Origin of the sequence: Streptosporangium sp. 'caverna' (assembly GCF_003203775.1) — a bacterium.
GTDB classification, from domain to species: Bacteria; Actinomycetota; Actinomycetes; order Streptosporangiales; family Streptosporangiaceae; genus Streptosporangium; species Streptosporangium subroseum.
This window is the reverse complement of record NZ_CP029711.1, coordinates 2,963,911-2,982,228: the sequence shown is the minus strand read 5'-3', so window position 1 is coordinate 2,982,228 and position 18,318 is coordinate 2,963,911. Positions and strand designations below refer to the sequence as shown.

The following is an 18,318-nucleotide window of genomic DNA, read 5'->3' as shown; positions in this document are numbered from 1 at the left end:
ATCACCACGCCCTCAATCGCCCGGCCTCCAAGCGCCTGACCTCCACCTGTTCGGTCCTCAACCGTGCGATCCCCACCCGCTCGATCTCCCCCGCGTGCTTCTCGCCCCCGGTCCTCACTCGCCCGGCCCCCGGCCACACGGCAAACGGGCCGCACGGTCCTCAATCACGTGGCAAGCGAACCGCAAGCGGGATCCCCTTGACTGTTCTGCACACCTACGCTCACCAAGCGTGATATATCCGCCTTTTGACATATGACTATCCGGAGGTTTGATGTCCCGGCCAAGAGAAGCCATGCAGTCCGCGATGGTCGCGGCCCAGGCGATAGGGCAGGGCGGTGACGTACGCCAGGTCATCGGGCAGGCCGTGGGACAGATCGCCGGCCAGGTCGCCGGCGAGAAGGGGTTCTCGCTCAACACCTCGGACTTCATGGCCGCCCGCGACCAGGGCGTGTCCCTGGCCACCGCCATCGAGGCCCGCAGCGCGTCGCTGAACGAGGCCGGTGAGATCATCAACCGCAGCTTCACCGGGAAGGGCCCGAACGGCGAGCCGGTTCACGTGATCTCGCCGGTGGTGATCCCCAAGGACACCACGGCCCGGATCGTCCTCCCCCTGGTCGGGCTGGCGGTGCTCGGACTGGTCGGTCTGGTCGCCACCGGGCTGCCCGACGGCGCACGGGTGCTGTTCGGCCCTCACTACTGGGTCGTGCTGCTGCTGGCCGCCGCCTTCCTGTGGTGGCGGCGGAGCGTGGTCATGGTGCCCGAGGGCTGCAAGGCCCTGATCACCAAGTTCGGCAAGCTCGTGCAGATCGCCGAGCCCGGCCGGGTGACGCTGTTCAACCCGTGGAAGCGGGTCAGCTACATCGTCAACACCACCCGCGAATACCCCTTCAACGCGCCCATCCGCGAGGCCCCGACCCAGCAGGGCGTCAAGGCCAGCGTCGACCTGTTCCTGCAGTTCCGGATCGAGGACCCGGCCGAGTTCATCTTCGTGCTCGGCTCGGTCGGCGGCTTCCAGGCCAAACTGCAGAACGCGATCAGCGAGGTCACCCGCTCCCTCATCTACGCCCAGCGCGCCGAGGAGATCTACGACCTGGTCGGCGAGAGCACCATGGGCATGCTGGACAACCTCAACCAGCAGTTCCTGCCCGCCGTACGGCTCACCGACGTGAACATCACGCACGCCGAGCCGACGAGCCAGGAGTATCGGATGGACCTGGCCGCTCCAGAGATGATCAGGGTGGCCAAGGAGGCCTACACCTACGAGTACGAGCTCCAGCTGCGCAAGGAGCAGAACGAGGGCGACCTGATCAAGGAGCTCGCCGGTCTGCAGGAGCAGCTGTCGGCCATCCACGCCGAGATCGCCGGACACCAGGCCCGGATGGACACCGCGCTGGAGCGCGCGTCCCACCAGGCGAAGGCCCAGGGAGGCCAGCGGCTGGTGGAGGCCGAGTCCACCGCCAAGGCCAACGCGGCCCTCCTGGAGGCGCAGGCCCTGGACATCCGGGCCCTGAGCGCCGCCGAGGCGCCGGAGATCCTGGACTACCGCTTCGAGCAGGACCTGCTCGACAAGCTCGAATCCGTGGCCTCCCACATGCCCCGCCTGGTGCAGATCGGCGAGACCACCGACATCGACCTGCTCGCCCTGGCCAAGCAGATGGTCGGCAGCCACGAGAAGCAGCTGTTCTCCGACACGGACATGGCCGCGATCAGAGATCGGATCACCCAGATCGGCAGGCGCGTCGAGGGCCGGGAGGCGGAGATCACCGCCCTCCTCCACCCCGCCTCCGAGACCGTGGTGCCCGCCGCACAAGAGAAGGCTTGAGTCGACCGATGAGCAACAGAGAGTTCTCCAAGATCAAGGAATCCCTGGCCTCATGGTCGGAGATCCGCCAGCTGCTGCGCGGCGGCGAGTCCGGCCAGCTCGTCCCCGTGGTGATCCCCAAGGACCGCCGCGGCTTCGCCTGGGTGGCCCTGCTGTTCCTCGCCCTCTACCTGATGGGTACCGCGGTGCTGGCCGACGGGGCGCTCGCAGGCCTCGCCGCGATCGGCGCGGTGGTCTCCCTGGCCGCGGCGCTGGTCTGGATGTGGCGCCGGGCGATCATCGAGATCGAGGAGGGCACCACCGGCGTGCGCAGCCGGTGGGGTGCGATCGTCGGCGTCCTGCCCCCGGGACGCCACTACCTGTGGCTGCCGTGGGACCGGGTGGACGCGGTGGTGGACACCTCCACCGAGATCCCCTACTCCGCCCCGATCGTGGCCTGCCCCACCGCGGAGAACGTGCCGCTGAAGTCGATCGAGTTCTTCCTGAAGTTCCGCATCGTCGACCCGGTGGCCTTCGTCCGGACGATCGGTGCCGGCAACTTCGACCTCGTGCTCAGCAGCGCCGTACAGGACGCCATCCGCCAGCGCAGTCGCCAGGTCAACACCGAGCGGGCCTACGACCTGCGCGGATCCGACGTGGGCGACATGCAGGAGCTCCTGACCCGCCAGCTCGGCCGGTACGGCGTGCGGATCACCGGCGCCAACATTCCCGACGTGCAGTTGCCCGACCAGTACCAGCAGCATCTGGCCACCCGCGAGAAGGTCGCCAAGGAGCTGTCGGCCTTCGAGCGCGAGTGGGAGCTCACCCGCAAGCGTCGGATCGACACCCTCCTGATGGAGATCGAACGCTCCAAGAAGACGCGTGACGCCCGTATCGTCGAGGTGAGAGCCGCCGCCAACACCGCGCGCAAGGACGTCGCCCGCATGCTGGAGGAGCACGAGACCGAGGCCCAGCGGGTGCGCTGGGAGATCGAGGCCAAGGGCCGGGCGGAGCTCACCTCCGCGGAGAACGAGGCGAAGGGGCTGCGTCACCTGGCAGACTCCTACCGCGACAACCGGGCCGTGCTCGAATACGAGCTGGCCCGCCGCCGGCTGGACGTGGGCGCCAAGCTCGCCGAGAGCGCCCCGCGCCCCGTCGTCGTCCGCACCAGCGGTGCGTCCGGCGAGTCCTCCGCGCTGTCCACCATGCTTCTGGCCCAGATCCTGCCTCAGCTCAGCAGCGGGAACGGCCAGGTCAGGCCAGCCGTTGAACCCAACTGAAAACCTTCTATCCCCTGGGAGTTCCCCGATGGTGTTCCGTAAGCTGATGGCCGCGTTCGGCGCAGGCGTCGAGGTCGACACGGTGCTGCAAAACTCCAACGTCCGTCCCGGCGAGGTCCTGCGGGGGCAGGTCAACTTCCGCGGCGGCGGCTCCGACTACAAGGTCGAGGGCATCTTCATCGACTTCACCGCGGTCGTCGAGGTCGAGAGCGGCGACAACGAGTACAAGTCGACCTACAGCTTCCTGCGCCAGCAGGTCAGCGGGCCCTTCCAGCTCGCCTCGGGCGCCCCCCAGTCGACCCCCTTCGAGATCCTCGTCCCCTGGGAGACCCCGATCAGCGCCATCGGCGGCCACCCGCTGCGCGGCATGCAGCTCGGCGTCGCCACCGAGCTCGCCCTGGCCGGCGCGCTCGACAAGGGCGACCGCGACCCGCTGTTCGTCAACCCCCTGCCCGCCCAGGACCACGTGCTCGGCGCGCTGGACAACATGGGTTTCCGCTTCAAGAAGGCCGACCTGGAACGTGGCACGCTGCACGGCTCGCAGATGCCGTTCTTCCAGGAGATCGAGTACTACGCGGGCCGCGAGTACACGCGCCACTTCAACGAGCTGGAGCTGACCTTCATCGCCGGTCCGCACGCGCTGGACGTCATCCTGGAGGCCGACAAGCGCGGCGGCTTCATGAGCTCCAGCCACGACACCTACAACCGGTTCACGGTCCGCTACAACGACCACCCGGGCCAGGTCGAGCAGTCGCTCCGCGCCGGTCTCCAGGCCATGGCCCAGAAGCGCGGCTGGTTCTAGCCCCCTCCCTCTCGCAGGGCCTTCCGTACGGCCGCGCCCCGGTCGCCGTCACCCGGCGACCGGGGCGCCGCTCGTTTCCCGGAGAGGAGCCGTTCCCTCGCCGCCGAGACGATCCGAGCCGAAGATCTTTGGGTACGTAAAATGATTACCAAGACGGAGCATGGAGTATGCCCGGGTCCAGACCTACGATGACGACGTGACCATGACAGCGGGGGCTGACTGCCGACGGGACGAGCGGGGCTTACATGGGGCGGATAGCACGGTTCGGGGCATGGCTCGGTAAGAACGTCGACGGCTTCATCGCTCTGCTCCTCGCCGTGGGCATCGGCGTGGTGGGGTTGATCGACGACTCCATCTCCGAGGCCGTCAAAAGACAGGTGATCGAGTCCGGGACCCTCCTCGTCCTGGCCCTGCTGGCCACCGCCATCCTGCGCGACCGCTGGCGGCAGGAGCCGGTCGAGACGGCGATCAGGGAGAGCTTCACCAGCACCGCGGCGCTTCCCGGCCGGCTGGAGCGGCTGGAGGGGGTGGTCGACGAGGCCGGGAGGGCGCTGCAGGACCTGTCGGTCGTGCACGTGCTCAACGGCGCAGAGGAGATCGCCAAGGCGCACGCCGAAGGCCGCAGGGAGACCGACCGCTGGATCTTCAAGGGCGGCACGGGCACCTACTTCCGCGCGGTGACGCTGCCCGAGTGCGTCGCCGCGGCCAGAAAGGAGCGGCGCGCGCTGCTGGTGCGCCTGGAGATCCTCGACCCGGGCAACGAGCGGGTCTGCGAGGCCTATGCCCGTTTCCGGCGGTCGATGTCGCAGGAGCCGGACGGCACGGGAGAGGTCTGGACCCCCGAGCGCACCCGCAAGGAGTCCTATGCCACCATCCTGGCGGGCTGCTGGTACCACCAGCGGTTCGGCCTGCTGGAGATCCACATCGGGCTGTCGGCCACCATGACCACGTTCCGCTGGGACCTCTCGTCGGCATCACTGATCATCACGGGAGAGGACCCCCGGCGGGCGCTCCTGGCTCGCAGGGGCTCCTTCTACTACGACAGCTGCACCACCGAGCTGATGACCAGCCTGGAGCAGGCCAAGCGGGTGCCGATCGAGCTGGGCAGGTCGGTCCCGCTCAGCGAGGAGCCCACGATCGAGGAGGTGCGCCGGCTGTTCGAGACCCTCGGCCTGCCGCTCCCCCGCTCCTACACCGACAGGGACATCGGCGACCTCACGCGAAAGGCGCTTCGGGCGAAGAACCCGTACCTGTGATGAGATACCAGGATCTGTACGACGAGATGATCAACGGTACGGCGCGGGACTCCCTGCCCGGCTGGGCACGCGGGGTCCTCGAGGCCATCGGTTCCGGCGACTCCCCGGTCACCGCCGTCCGCCACCCGCTGGGCTTCCTCTGCCTGCCGCTGGAACGGACCGAGGAGCACGGCGTGTGCGTGCACGTCTGGTCCGGCACGCTTCCGCACGCCGCTTCCACCACCTCGCAGATCCACTGTCACAGCTGGGACCTGATCAGCCACGTGCTGTACGGCCGGGTGGAGAACGTCCGCGCCGACGTCAGCGACACGACCTCGGCCGTCACCCACCGGATCTTCGAGGTGGTCAGCGAGACCGACGGCGACCGCATCCGGCCGACTCCGCGCACCGTAAGGTGCGACTGGGGAACGAGCGAGGTGTTCGGTCCAGGCCAGACCTACACCCTGCCGGCCGGGGTTTTCCACTCCAGCCTGATCCCCGGCGACGGGGAGACCGCGACGATCGCGCTCGGCCGGGGTCGTCCGGGCCACAGCGATCTGTCACTGGGTCCGCCGGACCTCCCCGCCCACCTCATCTCCCGGTACCGTTGCGACGCGCGGGAGACCGCCCGCGTCGCACTGCACGCCGCCGGGCATCTGGTCTGGGAGGACCTCGTATGACCAGTGACACGGACCTGGAACACGCCCGCCGGATCGCCGTCGACGCCGCGGAGGCGGCCGGGCTGCTGCTCTCCGCGGGGACCTGCGGGATCGTCGAGATCAACTCCAAGGGCGATCACGGTGACGTGGTCACCAACCTGGACCTGGCCGCGGAGAAGCTGCTGCTCGAACGGGTGCTGGCCGCCTTTCCCGGCCACGCGGTGATCGCCGAGGAGTCGGGAAGGCTCGGAGAGGCGGTATCCGAGTGGACCTGGGTCATCGACCCTCTGGACGGCACCAACAACGTCGCGATCGGCCTGCCGCTGTACGCCGTGGGCCTGGCCCTGTGCAGGGACGGCCGGCCGGAGCTGGGGGTCGTGCACGAGCCGGTGACCGGCAGGACCTGGTCGGCGATCCGGGGCCGGGGCGCCCTCGGTCCGGGAGGTCCGCTGACCACTCCGCCGTACCGCCCCGCCGCTCACGGTCCCGTGCTGGCCTGGATCCAGGGGTACGGCGTGCGGCGCGGCGACGCCGTGGCGGGGGCGCTGAAGGCCGGGCTGGACGAGCACGCCCGCCGGGTCCTGAGACTCTGGGCGCCGCTGCTCGCCTGGGTGATGCTCGCCCGGGGGGACATCGACGGGATCGTCGGCTACCGGACCGGGATCGTCGACCTGCCGGGCGGCCTGCTGATCGCGCGGGAGGCCGGAGCGCTGGTCACGGCCTTCGACGGCACGCCCTTCGACGCTCCGCTGTCGGGGGACGGGCACGACTTCGTCGCGAGCCGGCCCGGGCTCCTGGACGACCTGCTGGAGCTCGTCGGGGACAGGATCAGGCCGTGAGCAGCAGCGCGCCCACGGTCGCGCCCACACCGACCACTGCCAGTCCGGCCCCGGCCAGGACGAACGTCGGGATCGGCACCCGCACCCCGCTGCGGCGGCACCACTCGAACCACAGCAGGATGGCGAGCGAGGCCCACGGAGTGATCACCGAGCCGACGTTGGTGCCGATGAGCAGCGCCAGCAGCTGATCCTGGTTGCCCACCGGGATGACCTTCTCCACCGCGGTGTAGGCGGGCAGGTTGTTGATCAGGTTGGCCAGTCCGGTGCCTATGGCCGATGCCCGGTAGGCACCGTCACCTCCGCCGCCGGTCCCGGCCAGGGTGCCCAGCACGTCCGCCAGGCCGTACCTGCTCAGGGTGGGAACCACCAGGAACAGGCCGGTGACGAAGACCAGCAGCTGCCACGGAAACAGCGCGAAGGTGAGTTTGGAGCGGTCGCGCCAGGCGAAGGCGGCGATCATCAGCACCGCGGCGGCCAGGGCGGCCACCTCGATCGGCAGCTCCAGCAGGATGGCGGCGATGAACAGCAGGCACACCACGGCCGCCGTACGGAACAGCACCGGGTCGGCGACCGGCTCGGGGACCGGCGGGTCGTAGCGGTCGGCGCCGCGCCGGCCGCGCCGCCAGAAGAACACCCACAGGAAGACCATCGTGACCGTGATGGAGACGAGCTGCGGGAACCAGAGCCGCCCGGCGAACTCCTGGACGGACATGCCCAGCCGCTCCATGGCCAGCAGGTTGGTCAGGTTCGAGATCGGCAGGAGCAGGCTGGCGGTGTTGGCCAGCCAGACGGTGGTCATGGCCAGCGGCAGGGCGGCGATCCCGGTCCTGGCCGCCAGCGCGAGCATGACGGGCGTCAGCAGCACCGCCGTCGTGTCCAGGTTCAGGAACATGGTGACCAGTGACGCGAAGGCCGTGCACAGCAGGAACAGCGCCAGGTAGTTCCCCCGCCCGACCGTCGCCATCCGGGTCGCGATCACGTCGAAGACCTGGGCTTCCTTGGTCAACTCCGCCAGAACGATCACAGCGCCGAGGAACAGCAGGATGGGCGCGATCCGCGCCAGCTGGTCCCCGGCCTCCCGCACCGGAAGCAACCCGGTGACGACGAACAACAGACCCAGCCCGAGCAGGCCGATCCGGATCCGGTCCAGAACGCTCAATCGCCGCAACACAATCCGCCATGATCCATCAAACCGGACGAGATTGCATCTGCTCCCTTGATCGAAGTACTCCAAAACCCTGCTGCGGCGGGCGATACTGAATTTCGGGCACGGCGGCGAGGGATGGGGACGCGATGGCTCGGGACGACAGGCCGATCGACATCTTCGTCAGTTACTCCCCCGCCGACGAACGCTGGGCCTCCTGGATCGCGTGGGAGCTGGAGGCCGCCGGATACCGGACGATGATCCAGGCGTGGGACTTCGTCCCGGGAACGCAGTTCATCGAGTTCATGGACCGGGGTGTCAGCGAGGCCGCCCTGGTGGTGGCGGTGCTGTCGAGAAACTACCTCAGGTCGCGCTGGGGGCGGATGGAGTGGCAGGCCGCGCTCCGCGCCGACCCGGAGAACCCCTCCAACAAGCTGGTGACGATCCGGCTGGAGGACTGCCCGCTGGAGGGGCTGCTGTCCACGATCACCTGGGTGGACCTGGTGGGGGTGGCCGACCCCGAGCAGGCGCGGGCGCTGCTGCTCAACCGCATCGCCCAGGCGCTGGCGGGCCGCGCCAAGCCGCTGGAGCGGCCGTCGTTCCCCAACGGCCCCATGACCATCCCCGGCCAGGTGCTCTCCACGCCCGCCCGGCGCGAGTCCTCGCGGACGCGCCGTACGCCGGTGGCGCCGCCCGCCTATCCGGCCGGGCCGTCGACGTACGCCCCGCGCGAGTCGATCACGCTGCTGCACATCGCGGGCTCCCGGTTCGGCAGGGGGCTGGCCGAGGAGGGCGAGCCGCTGACGGCCGAGGAGCTGCAGCCGAGGATCTGGGCGGATCTGACCCGGCTGCGGGACTCCGGCCTGCCCCGTCCCGACCTGATGGTGGTGACCGGCGACCTGACCGAGTCGGGCAGCCGCAGGGAGTTCGGCGAGGCCGCGACCTTCCTGACCGGGCTGCGGGTGCTGCTCGGCCTGGAGCCGCAGCGGTTGATCGTCGTTCCCGGGCCGAGGGACATCACGAAGGCGGCCTGCCGGGCCTACTTCAGCAACTGCGAGGCCGACGACGTCCGCCCGCAACCTCCCTACTGGCCCAAATGGCGGCACTTCACCGGCCTGTTCGAAGAGCTCTACCTGGGGCTCGACGGCCCGGAGTTCGACAGCGCCCAGCCGTGGACGCTCTTCTCCATACCGGAGCTCAAGGTCGTGGTCGCCGGCCTGAACTCCACCATGGCGATGAGCCACCGCGAGGAGGACCTGTACGGCTTCGTGGGGGAGGCGCAGGCCGCGTGGTTCGCCGAGCGGCTACGGCCGTTCGAGGAGTCGGGCTGGCTGCGGATCGGCGCGGTCGGCCACCCGCCGTCGCCGTCCCGCCTGCGCGACACCGCCACACTCGAACATCTGCTGGGCGGCCGGCTCAACCTTCTGCTGCACGGGGCGGGCGAGGGGCGGCTGAAGAGCCTGGCCTGCCTGCCCGCGCTCGGTCCCGGCCGCCATCAGCTCATCGAGGTGACCTCCGGCGGTCTGCGCCGCTGGGACCGGGACGGGGTCGATCTCACCCCCGTCGAGGAGACCTCGCATCACTGGCACGCGACGGGGCTGACCTTCTCGGCGGGAGAGGTCGCGCCCGCCCTGCCCCCGCAGGCCCTCCCCGCCGCCGAGCCCGAACGGGCCGCGAGCCCGGCCGCGCTGCTGCTGGAGCGCATCGCGGAGGTCTGCGAGGCCAGGCACGAACGGGCCAAGATCAGGAGGGTGGCCGGCGACGTCCCGCAGCTGCTGGTCACCTACCCAGAGGACGGCTTCATCAGGCAGCTCAGGATCGGCGCGCACGCCGGTGAGCTGACCTCCGGCGACGTGGAGGTCTTCGCCGGGCAGGTGCACGCCTCGGGGCTGGAGCACGGCGCCGAGCTGGTCTACCAGGGCCCGCCGCCCGCTCAGGCGCTCCGCGAGGAGATGACCCGGCGCGGGCTGCGGCTGCGCAGCTTCACCGAGTTCCAGGGGCTGCTCGACCTGACGGGATACGTGGCCGACCAGACGGCGCGGCTGCGCGCGGACCGGCGCTACCCGCAGGAGCTGTACGTCACGCAGCGTTTCAGGGAGCTGGACCGGCCCGACCAGCCGGTCAAGGACGGCCTCACCGACGAGCTGATGCGGCTGCTGGCCACCGACCACGGCCGGTTCCTGCTGGTGCTGGGCGACTTCGGGCACGGCAAGACCTTCGCCCTGCGCGAGCTGGCCAGGCGGATCCCGGTGGAGCTGCCCCACCTGGCGCCCATCCTGATCGAGCTGCGCGCGCTGGACAAGGCGCACTCGGTGGACGGCCTGGTCGCCGCGCACCTGGCCAACCACGGCGAGGACGTCATCGACCTGAAGGCCTTCCACTACATGCTCCGCCAGGGGCGCATCGTGCTGCTGTTCGACGGGTTCGACGAGCTCGTGACCCGGATGACCTACGAGCGGGCCGCCGACCACCTGGACACGCTGCTGCAGGCCGCCGAGGACAAGGCGAAGATCATCGTGGCCAGCCGCACCCAGCACTTCAAGTCCAGCGCCCAGGTGCTCACCAAGCTCGGCGAGAAGGTGGGGCTCCTGCCGCAGCGGCGCGTCCTCAGCGTCGAGGACTTCACCCGCCCGCAGATCCGCGCCTACCTCGTCAACCGCTACGGCGGCGACGAGGTCGCGGCACAGGACCGGTTCTCGCTGATGAGCGACATCGAGGACCTGCTCGGACTGGCCAGGAACCCGCGCATGCTCAGCTTCATCGCCGAACTCGACGACCAGCGCCTCGCCACCGTGGCCCAGGCCAGGCACACCATCAGCGCGGCGATGCTGTACCAGGAGATCCTGGGCTCCTGGCTCGCCTTCGAGGAGCACCGGGTGAGCGGTGTCCGCGGCACGCCCGCCGGGCTGCGCACCGAGGAGCTGTGGCAGGCGGTGACCACGCTGGCGCTGCGGTTATGGGAGAGCGGCGAGGCCTACCTGCGGCCCGCGGAGCTGGCGGAGGTCGCCGAGACGCTGACCGGCCTGGCCGACGGGCAGCTCTCCGGCCAGCAGACCGCGCACGCGGTGGGGACCGGCAGCCTCATGGTCCGCACCGAGGAGGGCCTGTTCGGGTTCATCCACTCCTCGGTCATGGAATGGCTGGTCGCCCGGCACATCGCCACGACCCTCGAAGAACCGGTGACCCTGGCGCTCAGACCGCTGTCACAGCTCACGGTGGAGTTCCTGTGCGACCTGGCCGACGTGCGCGCCTGCCAGGCCTGGGCCGCGAGAGTGCTCGCCACCCCCGGCGCGGACGACGTCTCCCGGGCCAACGCCATCAAGATCACCACCAGGTTGCGCACCCCGGCGATGGCCGACCTGCGCGGGGCAAACCTTCGGGGCGAGGACCTGTCCTCGCGTGACCTGCGAGAGGTGGACCTCACCGGCGCCGACCTGACCGACGCCACCCTGGTCGGCACGGACCTGTCACGCGCCGTGCTCCGCGGCGCCCGGCTGACCGGGGCCCGGCTGGACGAGGCGAAGCTCACCGGCGCCGACCTGCGCGGCGCCGACCTGACCCGGGCCAGGCTGGCCAGGGCGGACCTGCGGGACGCGTCGCTGGCGGGCAGCCGCTGGCAGCGGGCGGCGCTGATCGACGTCATCGGTACGGTGCCCGGCATCCCCGAGCTGCGCGGGGCCGCGATCGCACCGGGTCAGCCCGTGGAGACCCAGCTGGCCCCGGCCGCGATCGGCGTGCCGTACGGCTATCACTTCCAGTTCAGCAGGCTGCCCGATCCCGTCGCCTACAGCCCCGACGGGGAGACCGTCGTGATCGGCAGCGACGACGGCGGGGTGCTGCTCTGCGACAGCGGCACCGGCCTGCCGATCAAAAGCCTGCCGGGCCACCGGGGGCGGGTCTACGCCGTCGCCTTCAGCGGTTCGGGCGACCTGCTCGCCACCGGGGCGAGCGACGGCACGGTCCGGCTCTGGGACCCCGTCACCGCGGCCCCCTCCCACGTGCTCACCGGTCATCCCGACGGGGTGTGGCCGGTGGTGTTCAGCCCCTCGGGGCGGCTGATCACCGCGGGCGGCGCGGACGGCGTCATGCGGGTATGGGACACCGCCACCGGGCTGCCGCACCGGGAACTGTCCGGTCACGACACGCCGATCTACACCGCGGCCTTCGACCCGGGCGGCGACACGCTCGTCATCGGCGACGCGGCCGGCGTCATCCGGATGTGGGACGTGCGGACCGGAAAGATCCGCCGGACCCTGATCGGGCACCGCGGCGCCATCTACCGGATCGCCTACGACCCCACCGGCACCGTGCTGGCCGCGGGCGACCGGGAGGGCGTGGTCCGGATCTGGGACCCCGAGGACGGGCGGATCCTGCACGAGCTGCTCGGGCACACCGGCAGCGTCTACTCGTTGGCCTTCTCCCCCTCCGGGCGGCTGATGGCGACCGGGGACACCGAGGGCGCGATCCTGCTGTGGGACCCCGCCACGGGCGCCTCACGCGGCGCGCGCACCGGTCACAGGACGGCCGTCTACCAGGTCGGGTTCAGCCCGGACGGCTCGATGCTGGCCAGCGCCGACTCCGACGGCACGGTCCACCTGCAGGACGTCGCCGGGGGTCACGAGCGGGTGGAGCTGGCGGGGCACCAGGGCTCCGTCTGGCCGTTCGCGTTCCGGCCCGACGGCGAGCAGCTGGTCACCAGCAGCAACGACGGCACCGTCCGGCTCTGGGACCCGGCGACCGGACAGTGCCAGCGCGTCCTGCGCGGCCACGGCCGCAAGATCACCTCGGTCCGGTTCAGCTCCGACGGAAGCATGCTGGCCACCAGCGGCAATGACGGGGTCGTCCGGATCTGGGAACCGCTCACGGGCCGCCGCCTGCGGGAGTTCACCGGGCAGGCGGACCGGCTCATCTCCGCCGCCTTCAGCCCGACGGATCCCACACTCGCCACCGCGAGCAACGACGGCGGGGTGCACTTCTGGAATGCCGCCACCGGCGACTACGAGCGCGAGCTGCACGTCGAAACCGACCATGTCTGGGCGGAGGCGTTCAGCCCCGACGGGGACCACATCGCCACCGCCAACGACGACGACAGCGTCTGCGTCTGGTACCGGGCGACGGGCCGCCGGGCCGCCAAGTTCGCCGACCACCGCGGGCGGGTCCGCTCCATCGCGTTCAGTCCCGACGGCCTCTCCGTGGCCACCGGCTGCGACGACCGGCTGGTGCGGATCTGGGACGTCGAGACCGGCGAGTGCGTCGCGATCCTGGAGGGCCACGCCGGCCGGATCTACTCGGTGGCCTTCGGCCCCGACGGAACCAGGCTGGTCAGCGCGAGCAACGACGGCGACGCCCGCGTGTGGGAGCTACGGCCCGGCCGTCCCTGGCAGGTCAGGCTCCTGCACACGCTCACCCGCCACTCGGGAGGACTGTGGGCCTCCGCCCTCAGCCCGGACGGCTCGCTGCTGGCCACCGCAGGCGACGACCTGACCGTGCGGATCTGGGACGCCGTCACCGGCCGGCACCTGCACGCGCTGGCCGGGCACACCCGCCGCATCTGGTCACTGGCCTTCGCCCCCTCCGGGGACCTGCTGGCCAGCGCGGGCGACGACGGCGTGGTGATCCTGTGGAACCTCCCCTCCGGGGCCGCTCCCACCCAGCGGGTCGTTCTCCTCGGCCTGCCCGAGGGATGGGCGGCGATCGCCCCGGACGGCCGCTACAAGCTCGCGGGTGAGGTGACCGGCCAGTTCTGGTACGTCGTCGGCACGCGGAGGTTCGAGCCCGGAGAGCTGGACGCCTACCTGCCCGGGATCGGGCAGATCCCCCTGGACGCGGAGTTCTGACCGCCGCCCGGGAACTCGCCGCCGTCCGGAGCTCCGATCACCGTCCAAGCACCCGGCAACCACCCGGGGATCGACACCGCCCGGCTCCCGATCACCGTTCAGACGTCCGATGGTCGCTCGGGGGTCCCGCAGTCGTCCGGAGTCGTGGCCACCCGGCTCAGATGCCCAACAGTCGCTCGGAGGTCCGGGGTTGTGGCCGCCTGGCTCAGGGGGTGACGCGGGCGGTCAGCTCGGCCCAGACCTCGTCCGCCTGAACCTGGAGATCCTCCAGCGACCCCTCGTTCGGCACCACGATGTCCGCGATCTTCAAGCGGTTCTCCCGGGTCGCCTGGGCGGCGAACCGGGCCCTGGCATCCTCCTCGTTCATGCCGCGCAGCTCGACCAGCCGGGCAAGGCGCACCTCGTCGGAGGCGTCCACGACGACCACCACGTCGTACATCGGGGCCAGGTTGTTCTCGGCCAGCAGCGGCACGTCGTAAACCATGATCGCGTCATCGTCCGTCTGCTCCTGCAGCTCGGCGACCCTCGCCCCGACCAGTGGGTGCACGATGGCGTTGAGGGAGGCCAGCTTCTCCGAGTCGGCGAAGACGATCGAGCCCAGCCTCTCCCGGTTGAGCGACCCGTCCTCGTTCAGCACTCCGGTGCCGAAGACCCCGACCACGTGCGCCAGCCCGGCGGTGCCCGGCTCGACCACCTCACGGGCGATCTTGTCGGCGTCGATCACCACGGCGCCTCGGGCTGCCAGCAGCCGGGAAACCTCACTCTTGCCCGATCCGATACCGCCGGTAAGCCCTACCTTCAACATGATCCGCAGCATACGCCGTACGGCCCATGGCGCGGAGCCCGCGGAGGCGATTTGCCCCCTTTGACGACCCGCCGTCCGCCGCACCGGACGGCTTGCGGCTGCCGACGCATACCCAGACGGCAGGCAGGTGTACGCCGGACGCCCCTACGGCTGCCAGAGCATGCCCAGGCGGCAGGCAGGTGTACGGGGACGGCACGGTCCCGCCTCGTCACACCGGACGCCTTACCGCTGCCGGCGCATGCCCGGACGACCAAACGGCGCACGGCCCCGTCACATCACGCCGGGCGCCTACAGCTGCCGACGCATGTGGACCAGGGTCAGGTGGTCGCTCATCCGCTCCCTGCGGGTCTCACGGTAGCCGTGGCCGCGGTAGAGCCGCAGGTTGCCCTCCGACAGGTGGCCGGTGAACAGGTCGAACGCCTGGGCCGAGACGACCTCGTCGTGAAGGGCTGCCAGCAGGGTGCCTCCGAGGCCCCGCCTCTGGACGTCCGGCGCGACCACCAGGCGGCCGACCATGCAGGTCGTGCCGGACAGCCGCCCCCGGATCGCGCCCACGATCCGCCCGGCGTCACGGGCGACGAGCACGGTCGCGGTCTCGACGGCCCTGCGGATCTGGTCGGCCGACTCCACCAGCGGCGGGATGAACGGATCTCCGTAGAGCTGGGCCTCGCTCACGTAGGCGGCACGCTGCACGGTCAGGATCTCGCCCACGTCCTCGGGCTCCGCCCGTTCGATCGCCATCACGGCGCCACCCTAACGGGCCCGCGCACGGCGCCGACCGGCGGGCGCGTCCGCACCCGCCGCCAAGACCGCCGGAGTGGCACACCGGCCGCGCGGGCACGAGCCGTGACCTATTCCGGGCCGGCGTAGGCATGGGTCAGGACGCCGGTGGTGATCGTGCCGTGGATACGCACGGAAGCCGTGGATACACACGGAAAAGGGCCCCGCCGGAGCGGGGCCCTTCCTTGAAACCGTTACCGCTTCACCAGAGCGTCAGCTCTGGCCGCCCGCGAGCTTCTCGCGCAGAGCGGCGAGAGCCTCGTCAGAGGCAAGAGCGCCCGCCGCCGGAGCGGAGGAGCTGCTGCTGCTGGAGCTGGTGGTGGAACCCGAGCCGGCGCTGGCGCCGGGGGCCGGGGTCTCACCGGAGTAGGACGTGGGGGCTGCTTCGCCGGCCTCTGCCTCGGCCTTGCGAGCCTCCTCGACCTGCTTCTTGTGAGCCTCGAAGCGGGTCTGAGCCTCGGCGTACTGCCGCTCCCACTCCTCGCGCTGCTTGTCGAATCCGTCGAGCCACTCACCGGTCTCCGAGTCGAAGCCCTCGGGGTAGATGTAGTTGCCCGAGTCGTCGTAGGTCGCCGCCATGCCGTACAGCGTGGGGTCGAACTCGACGTCGGCTCCGATGGCACCCTCGTTCGCCTGCTTGAGCGACAGCGAGATCCGGCGACGCTCGAGGTCGATGTCGATGATCTTCACGAAGATCTCGTCACCAACCTGGACGACCTGCTCGGGGATCTCGACGTGGCGCTCGGCCAGCTCGGAGATGTGAACCAGGCCCTCGATTCCCTCCTCGACGCGGACGAACGCACCGAACGGCACCAGCTTGGTGACGCGGCCGGGCACGACCTGACCGATCTGGTGGGTGCGGGCGAACTGCTGCCAGGGGTCTTCCTGCGTCGCCTTGAGCGACAGGGAGACACGCTCGCGCTCCATGTCGACGTCGAGAACCTCGACGGTGACCTCCTGGCCGACCTCGACAACCTCGGAAGGGTGATCGATGTGCTTCCAGGAGAGCTCGGAGACGTGAACCAGACCGTCGACGCCGCCCAGATCCACGAACGCACCGAAGTTGACGATCGAGGAGACGACGCCCTTGCGGACCTGACCCTTCTGCAGGGTGTTGAGGAACGTCTGGCGAACCTCGGACTGGGTCTGCTCAAGCCAGGCGCGGCGGGAGAGAACCACGTTGTTGCGGTTCTTGTCCAGCTCTATGATCTTCGCCTCGAGCTCACGGCCCACGTACGGCTGAAGGTCGCGGACGCGGCGCATCTCGACCAGGGAGGCCGGGAGGAAGCCACGGAGGCCGATGTCGAGGATGAGTCCACCCTTGACCACCTCGATGACGGTGCCGGTGACGATACCGTCCTCGTCCTTGATCTTCTCGATCGTGCCCCAGGCCCGCTCGTACTGAGCGCGCTTCTTGGACAGGATCAGACGGCCTTCCTTGTCCTCCTTCTGGAGAACGAGGGCCTCGACGTGCTCGCCAACCTCGACGACGTCCGCCGGGTCGACATCGTGCTTGATCGAGAGCTCGCGCGAGGGGATGACACCCTCGGTCTTGTAGCCGATGTCGAGCAAAACTTCGTCTCGATCGACCTTGACGACGGTGCCCTCGACGATGTCGCCGTCGTTGAAGTACTTGATGGTCAGGTCGATCGCTGCGAGGAAGTCTTCCTCAGAGCCGATGTCGTTGACCGCTACCTGCGGGGTGCTCGAGGTGGCCTCAGTGCTGCTCGTCATGTGTGGAGTTGCTCCGAACGCGGACAGATGTCGATGTGGCGAACGCGCGGCGGGCTTCTTATCGTTCAGCCGAAGGAATTGGCATCGGCGTGATCGAGCGCGAGCCCACTCCGTCCGAGACACGCGCGAGCCCACAGCGCAGCGATCAGCATATGAGACCAGACGGGTATGGTCAATCCAGGGGCACGACACGCGGGCAGATCAGACCGGTTACGGACACGCTCAATAGGCGTTGATCTGCTGCCTCCGTTGCGATCTGATATTACCCCGAAGCCCTTGGGGGATGGAGATGTGTTCGGGATCGCCGTCGGCCGTGTAGCGATCGCCGGGGTGCTTGTTCAGCCACTCCAGCCAGTATTGCGAGCACCACTTGCGGCACTCGCCCTTTTTGCCGTTGCTCTGGATCCGCTGGATGGCCCGCCAGTCGAACCCCTTGACGAAGGGCGAGAGCGACGGCTCCGCACCGGCCAGAAAGACGCCCTTGAACGCGAACTTGCTTCCGTCCCACTTGCCGGACTGCACGGTGGACTTCTTACGCGGCATCGCCCCGAAGGGCAGCGCCAGCGTCTCGGAGGGGCCGTTGCCGAGCTTCTTCAGCAGCCGTTCCATCTTGACGATCTGCTCCGCGACCTTCTTCTTCGACAGGCCGGGCAGGGAGGGATGCGTCCAGGTGTGGTTGGCCACCTCGAAATCGTGCGAGGTCAGCCACCGCACGGCGCGCTTCTGGTCGTCCAGGTCCTCCAGGCCGAACGGCCGGCGGTTCACCCAGAAGGTGGCGACGGGCCGGAAGCCCGGATACTTCCTGGCGACCTGGTAGATGATCCCGACCGCGGTGTCCTTCGCCGGCATGCCGTCCGCCTCCAGCGCGAAATGGCCGCTGTGCCCGTCGTCGAAGGTCAGCACGACGGGGTGTTTGCCCGCCGGAATGTCGATCTTCCCGGTGACGAACTCCCGCGCGGTGATCGGCACGTAGTCGTTCTTGGCCAGCTTCTCCAGCTCCTGACGCACCTGGGAGGGCGTGCGGTCGATGGAGGCCAGCCGCTTTTTCACGATCCGGTGGTACATCAGCACCGGGACCAGCCCCGCCTCGTTGGCCTTCACCTGCCGGGCGAACTCCACGGTGGCGGGAATGGGCGGCGGCAGGGCGGCCGAGGGCAGGTCGGGCTCCGGCGAGGGCGCGGGTGCGGCGGACCCGGACGGAGCGCTCGTCGCCTTGCCGGACAGCGGGGTGGCCGGCGTCACCGTCGCGGTGCGGAGCACCAGGAGCACCACCAGCGCCGTGACCATGACCGTCACATTGGCCAGAACGACGATCTTGGTGAGGTGGGGTGAGCTCCGCACAAAACTCCCGTGCCCGTCGAGGTATCCGGCTGGATCACCAGCCTAGAACAGACTCGGACAG

General features: G+C 69.8%; 12 protein-coding genes. 7 read left to right on the top strand and 5 right to left on the bottom strand.

The window, feature by feature from the left end:
• Nucleotides 1-292: 292 nt before the first annotated feature.
• The 6 genes from DKM19_RS13130 to DKM19_RS13105 all read left to right on the top strand — a co-directional run bounded on the left by DKM19_RS13130 (nucleotide 293) and on the right by DKM19_RS13105 (nucleotide 6,616).
• The gene (locus DKM19_RS13130) at nucleotides 293-1,822 is read left to right on the top strand and encodes an SPFH domain-containing protein (protein ID WP_239514227.1); all 1,530 of its coding nucleotides are present in this window, start codon (nucleotides 293-295) and stop codon (nucleotides 1,820-1,822) included.
• Nucleotides 1,823-1,830: 8 nt separating this feature from the next.
• Complete coding sequence (locus DKM19_RS13125) at nucleotides 1,831-3,081, top strand: SPFH domain-containing protein (protein WP_110695931.1); 1,251 nt, start codon at nucleotides 1,831-1,833, stop codon at nucleotides 3,079-3,081.
• A 28-nt stretch (nucleotides 3,082-3,109) separates the two neighbouring features.
• Nucleotides 3,110-3,883 (top strand): sporulation protein, encoded by a 774-nt coding sequence (locus tag DKM19_RS13120; RefSeq protein ID WP_110695930.1) that lies wholly within the window; start codon nucleotides 3,110-3,112, stop codon nucleotides 3,881-3,883.
• A gap of 245 nt (nucleotides 3,884-4,128) precedes the next feature.
• Nucleotides 4,129-5,139, top strand: coding sequence for a hypothetical protein (locus DKM19_RS13115; protein WP_110695929.1), 1,011 nt, complete (start codon nucleotides 4,129-4,131; stop codon nucleotides 5,137-5,139).
• Entirely contained in the window at nucleotides 5,139-5,798 is a 660-nt protein-coding gene (locus DKM19_RS13110; protein WP_110695928.1) for a hypothetical protein, read from the top strand. The genes DKM19_RS13115 and DKM19_RS13110 overlap by 1 nt, the downstream gene beginning before the upstream one ends.
• Nucleotides 5,795-6,616 carry an inositol monophosphatase gene (locus DKM19_RS13105; protein ID WP_110695927.1) on the top strand — a complete coding sequence of 274 codons (822 nt, stop codon included), beginning with the start codon at nucleotides 5,795-5,797 and terminating at the stop codon, nucleotides 6,614-6,616. The genes DKM19_RS13110 and DKM19_RS13105 overlap by 4 nt, the downstream gene beginning before the upstream one ends.
• Here the strand turns inward: DKM19_RS13105 and DKM19_RS13100 are convergent.
• Nucleotides 6,606-7,775 (bottom strand): SLC13 family permease, encoded by a 1,170-nt coding sequence (locus DKM19_RS13100; protein ID WP_239514226.1) that lies wholly within the window; start codon nucleotides 7,773-7,775, stop codon nucleotides 6,606-6,608. The genes DKM19_RS13105 and DKM19_RS13100 overlap by 11 nt on opposite strands.
• Nucleotides 7,776-7,909: 134 nt before the next feature.
• Here DKM19_RS13100 and DKM19_RS13095 point away from each other — a divergent pair, with 134 nt between their 5' ends.
• Nucleotides 7,910-13,597 (top strand): TIR domain-containing protein, encoded by a 5,688-nt coding sequence (locus tag DKM19_RS13095; protein WP_110695925.1) that lies wholly within the window; start codon nucleotides 7,910-7,912, stop codon nucleotides 13,595-13,597.
• A gap of 205 nt (nucleotides 13,598-13,802) precedes the next feature.
• Here DKM19_RS13095 and coaE read toward each other — a convergent pair whose 3' ends face one another.
• From coaE to DKM19_RS13075, 4 genes are all read right to left on the bottom strand, one after another.
• Nucleotides 13,803-14,402 carry a dephospho-CoA kinase gene (coaE, locus tag DKM19_RS13090; protein WP_110705689.1) on the bottom strand — a complete coding sequence of 200 codons (600 nt, stop codon included), beginning with the start codon at nucleotides 14,400-14,402 and terminating at the stop codon, nucleotides 13,803-13,805.
• A gap of 288 nt (nucleotides 14,403-14,690) precedes the next feature.
• Nucleotides 14,691-15,143, bottom strand: a complete 453-nt coding sequence (locus DKM19_RS13085; RefSeq protein WP_110695924.1) for a GNAT family N-acetyltransferase — start codon at nucleotides 15,141-15,143, stop codon at nucleotides 14,691-14,693.
• Between the two features lie 252 nt (nucleotides 15,144-15,395).
• Nucleotides 15,396-16,916 (bottom strand): 30S ribosomal protein S1, encoded by a 1,521-nt coding sequence (rpsA, locus tag DKM19_RS13080; RefSeq protein ID WP_110695923.1) that lies wholly within the window; start codon nucleotides 16,914-16,916, stop codon nucleotides 15,396-15,398.
• 222 nt (nucleotides 16,917-17,138) lie between these two features.
• Complete coding sequence (locus tag DKM19_RS13075) at nucleotides 17,139-18,257, bottom strand: polysaccharide deacetylase family protein (protein WP_239514225.1); 1,119 nt, start codon at nucleotides 18,255-18,257, stop codon at nucleotides 17,139-17,141.
• Nucleotides 18,258-18,318 lie beyond the last annotated feature (61 nt).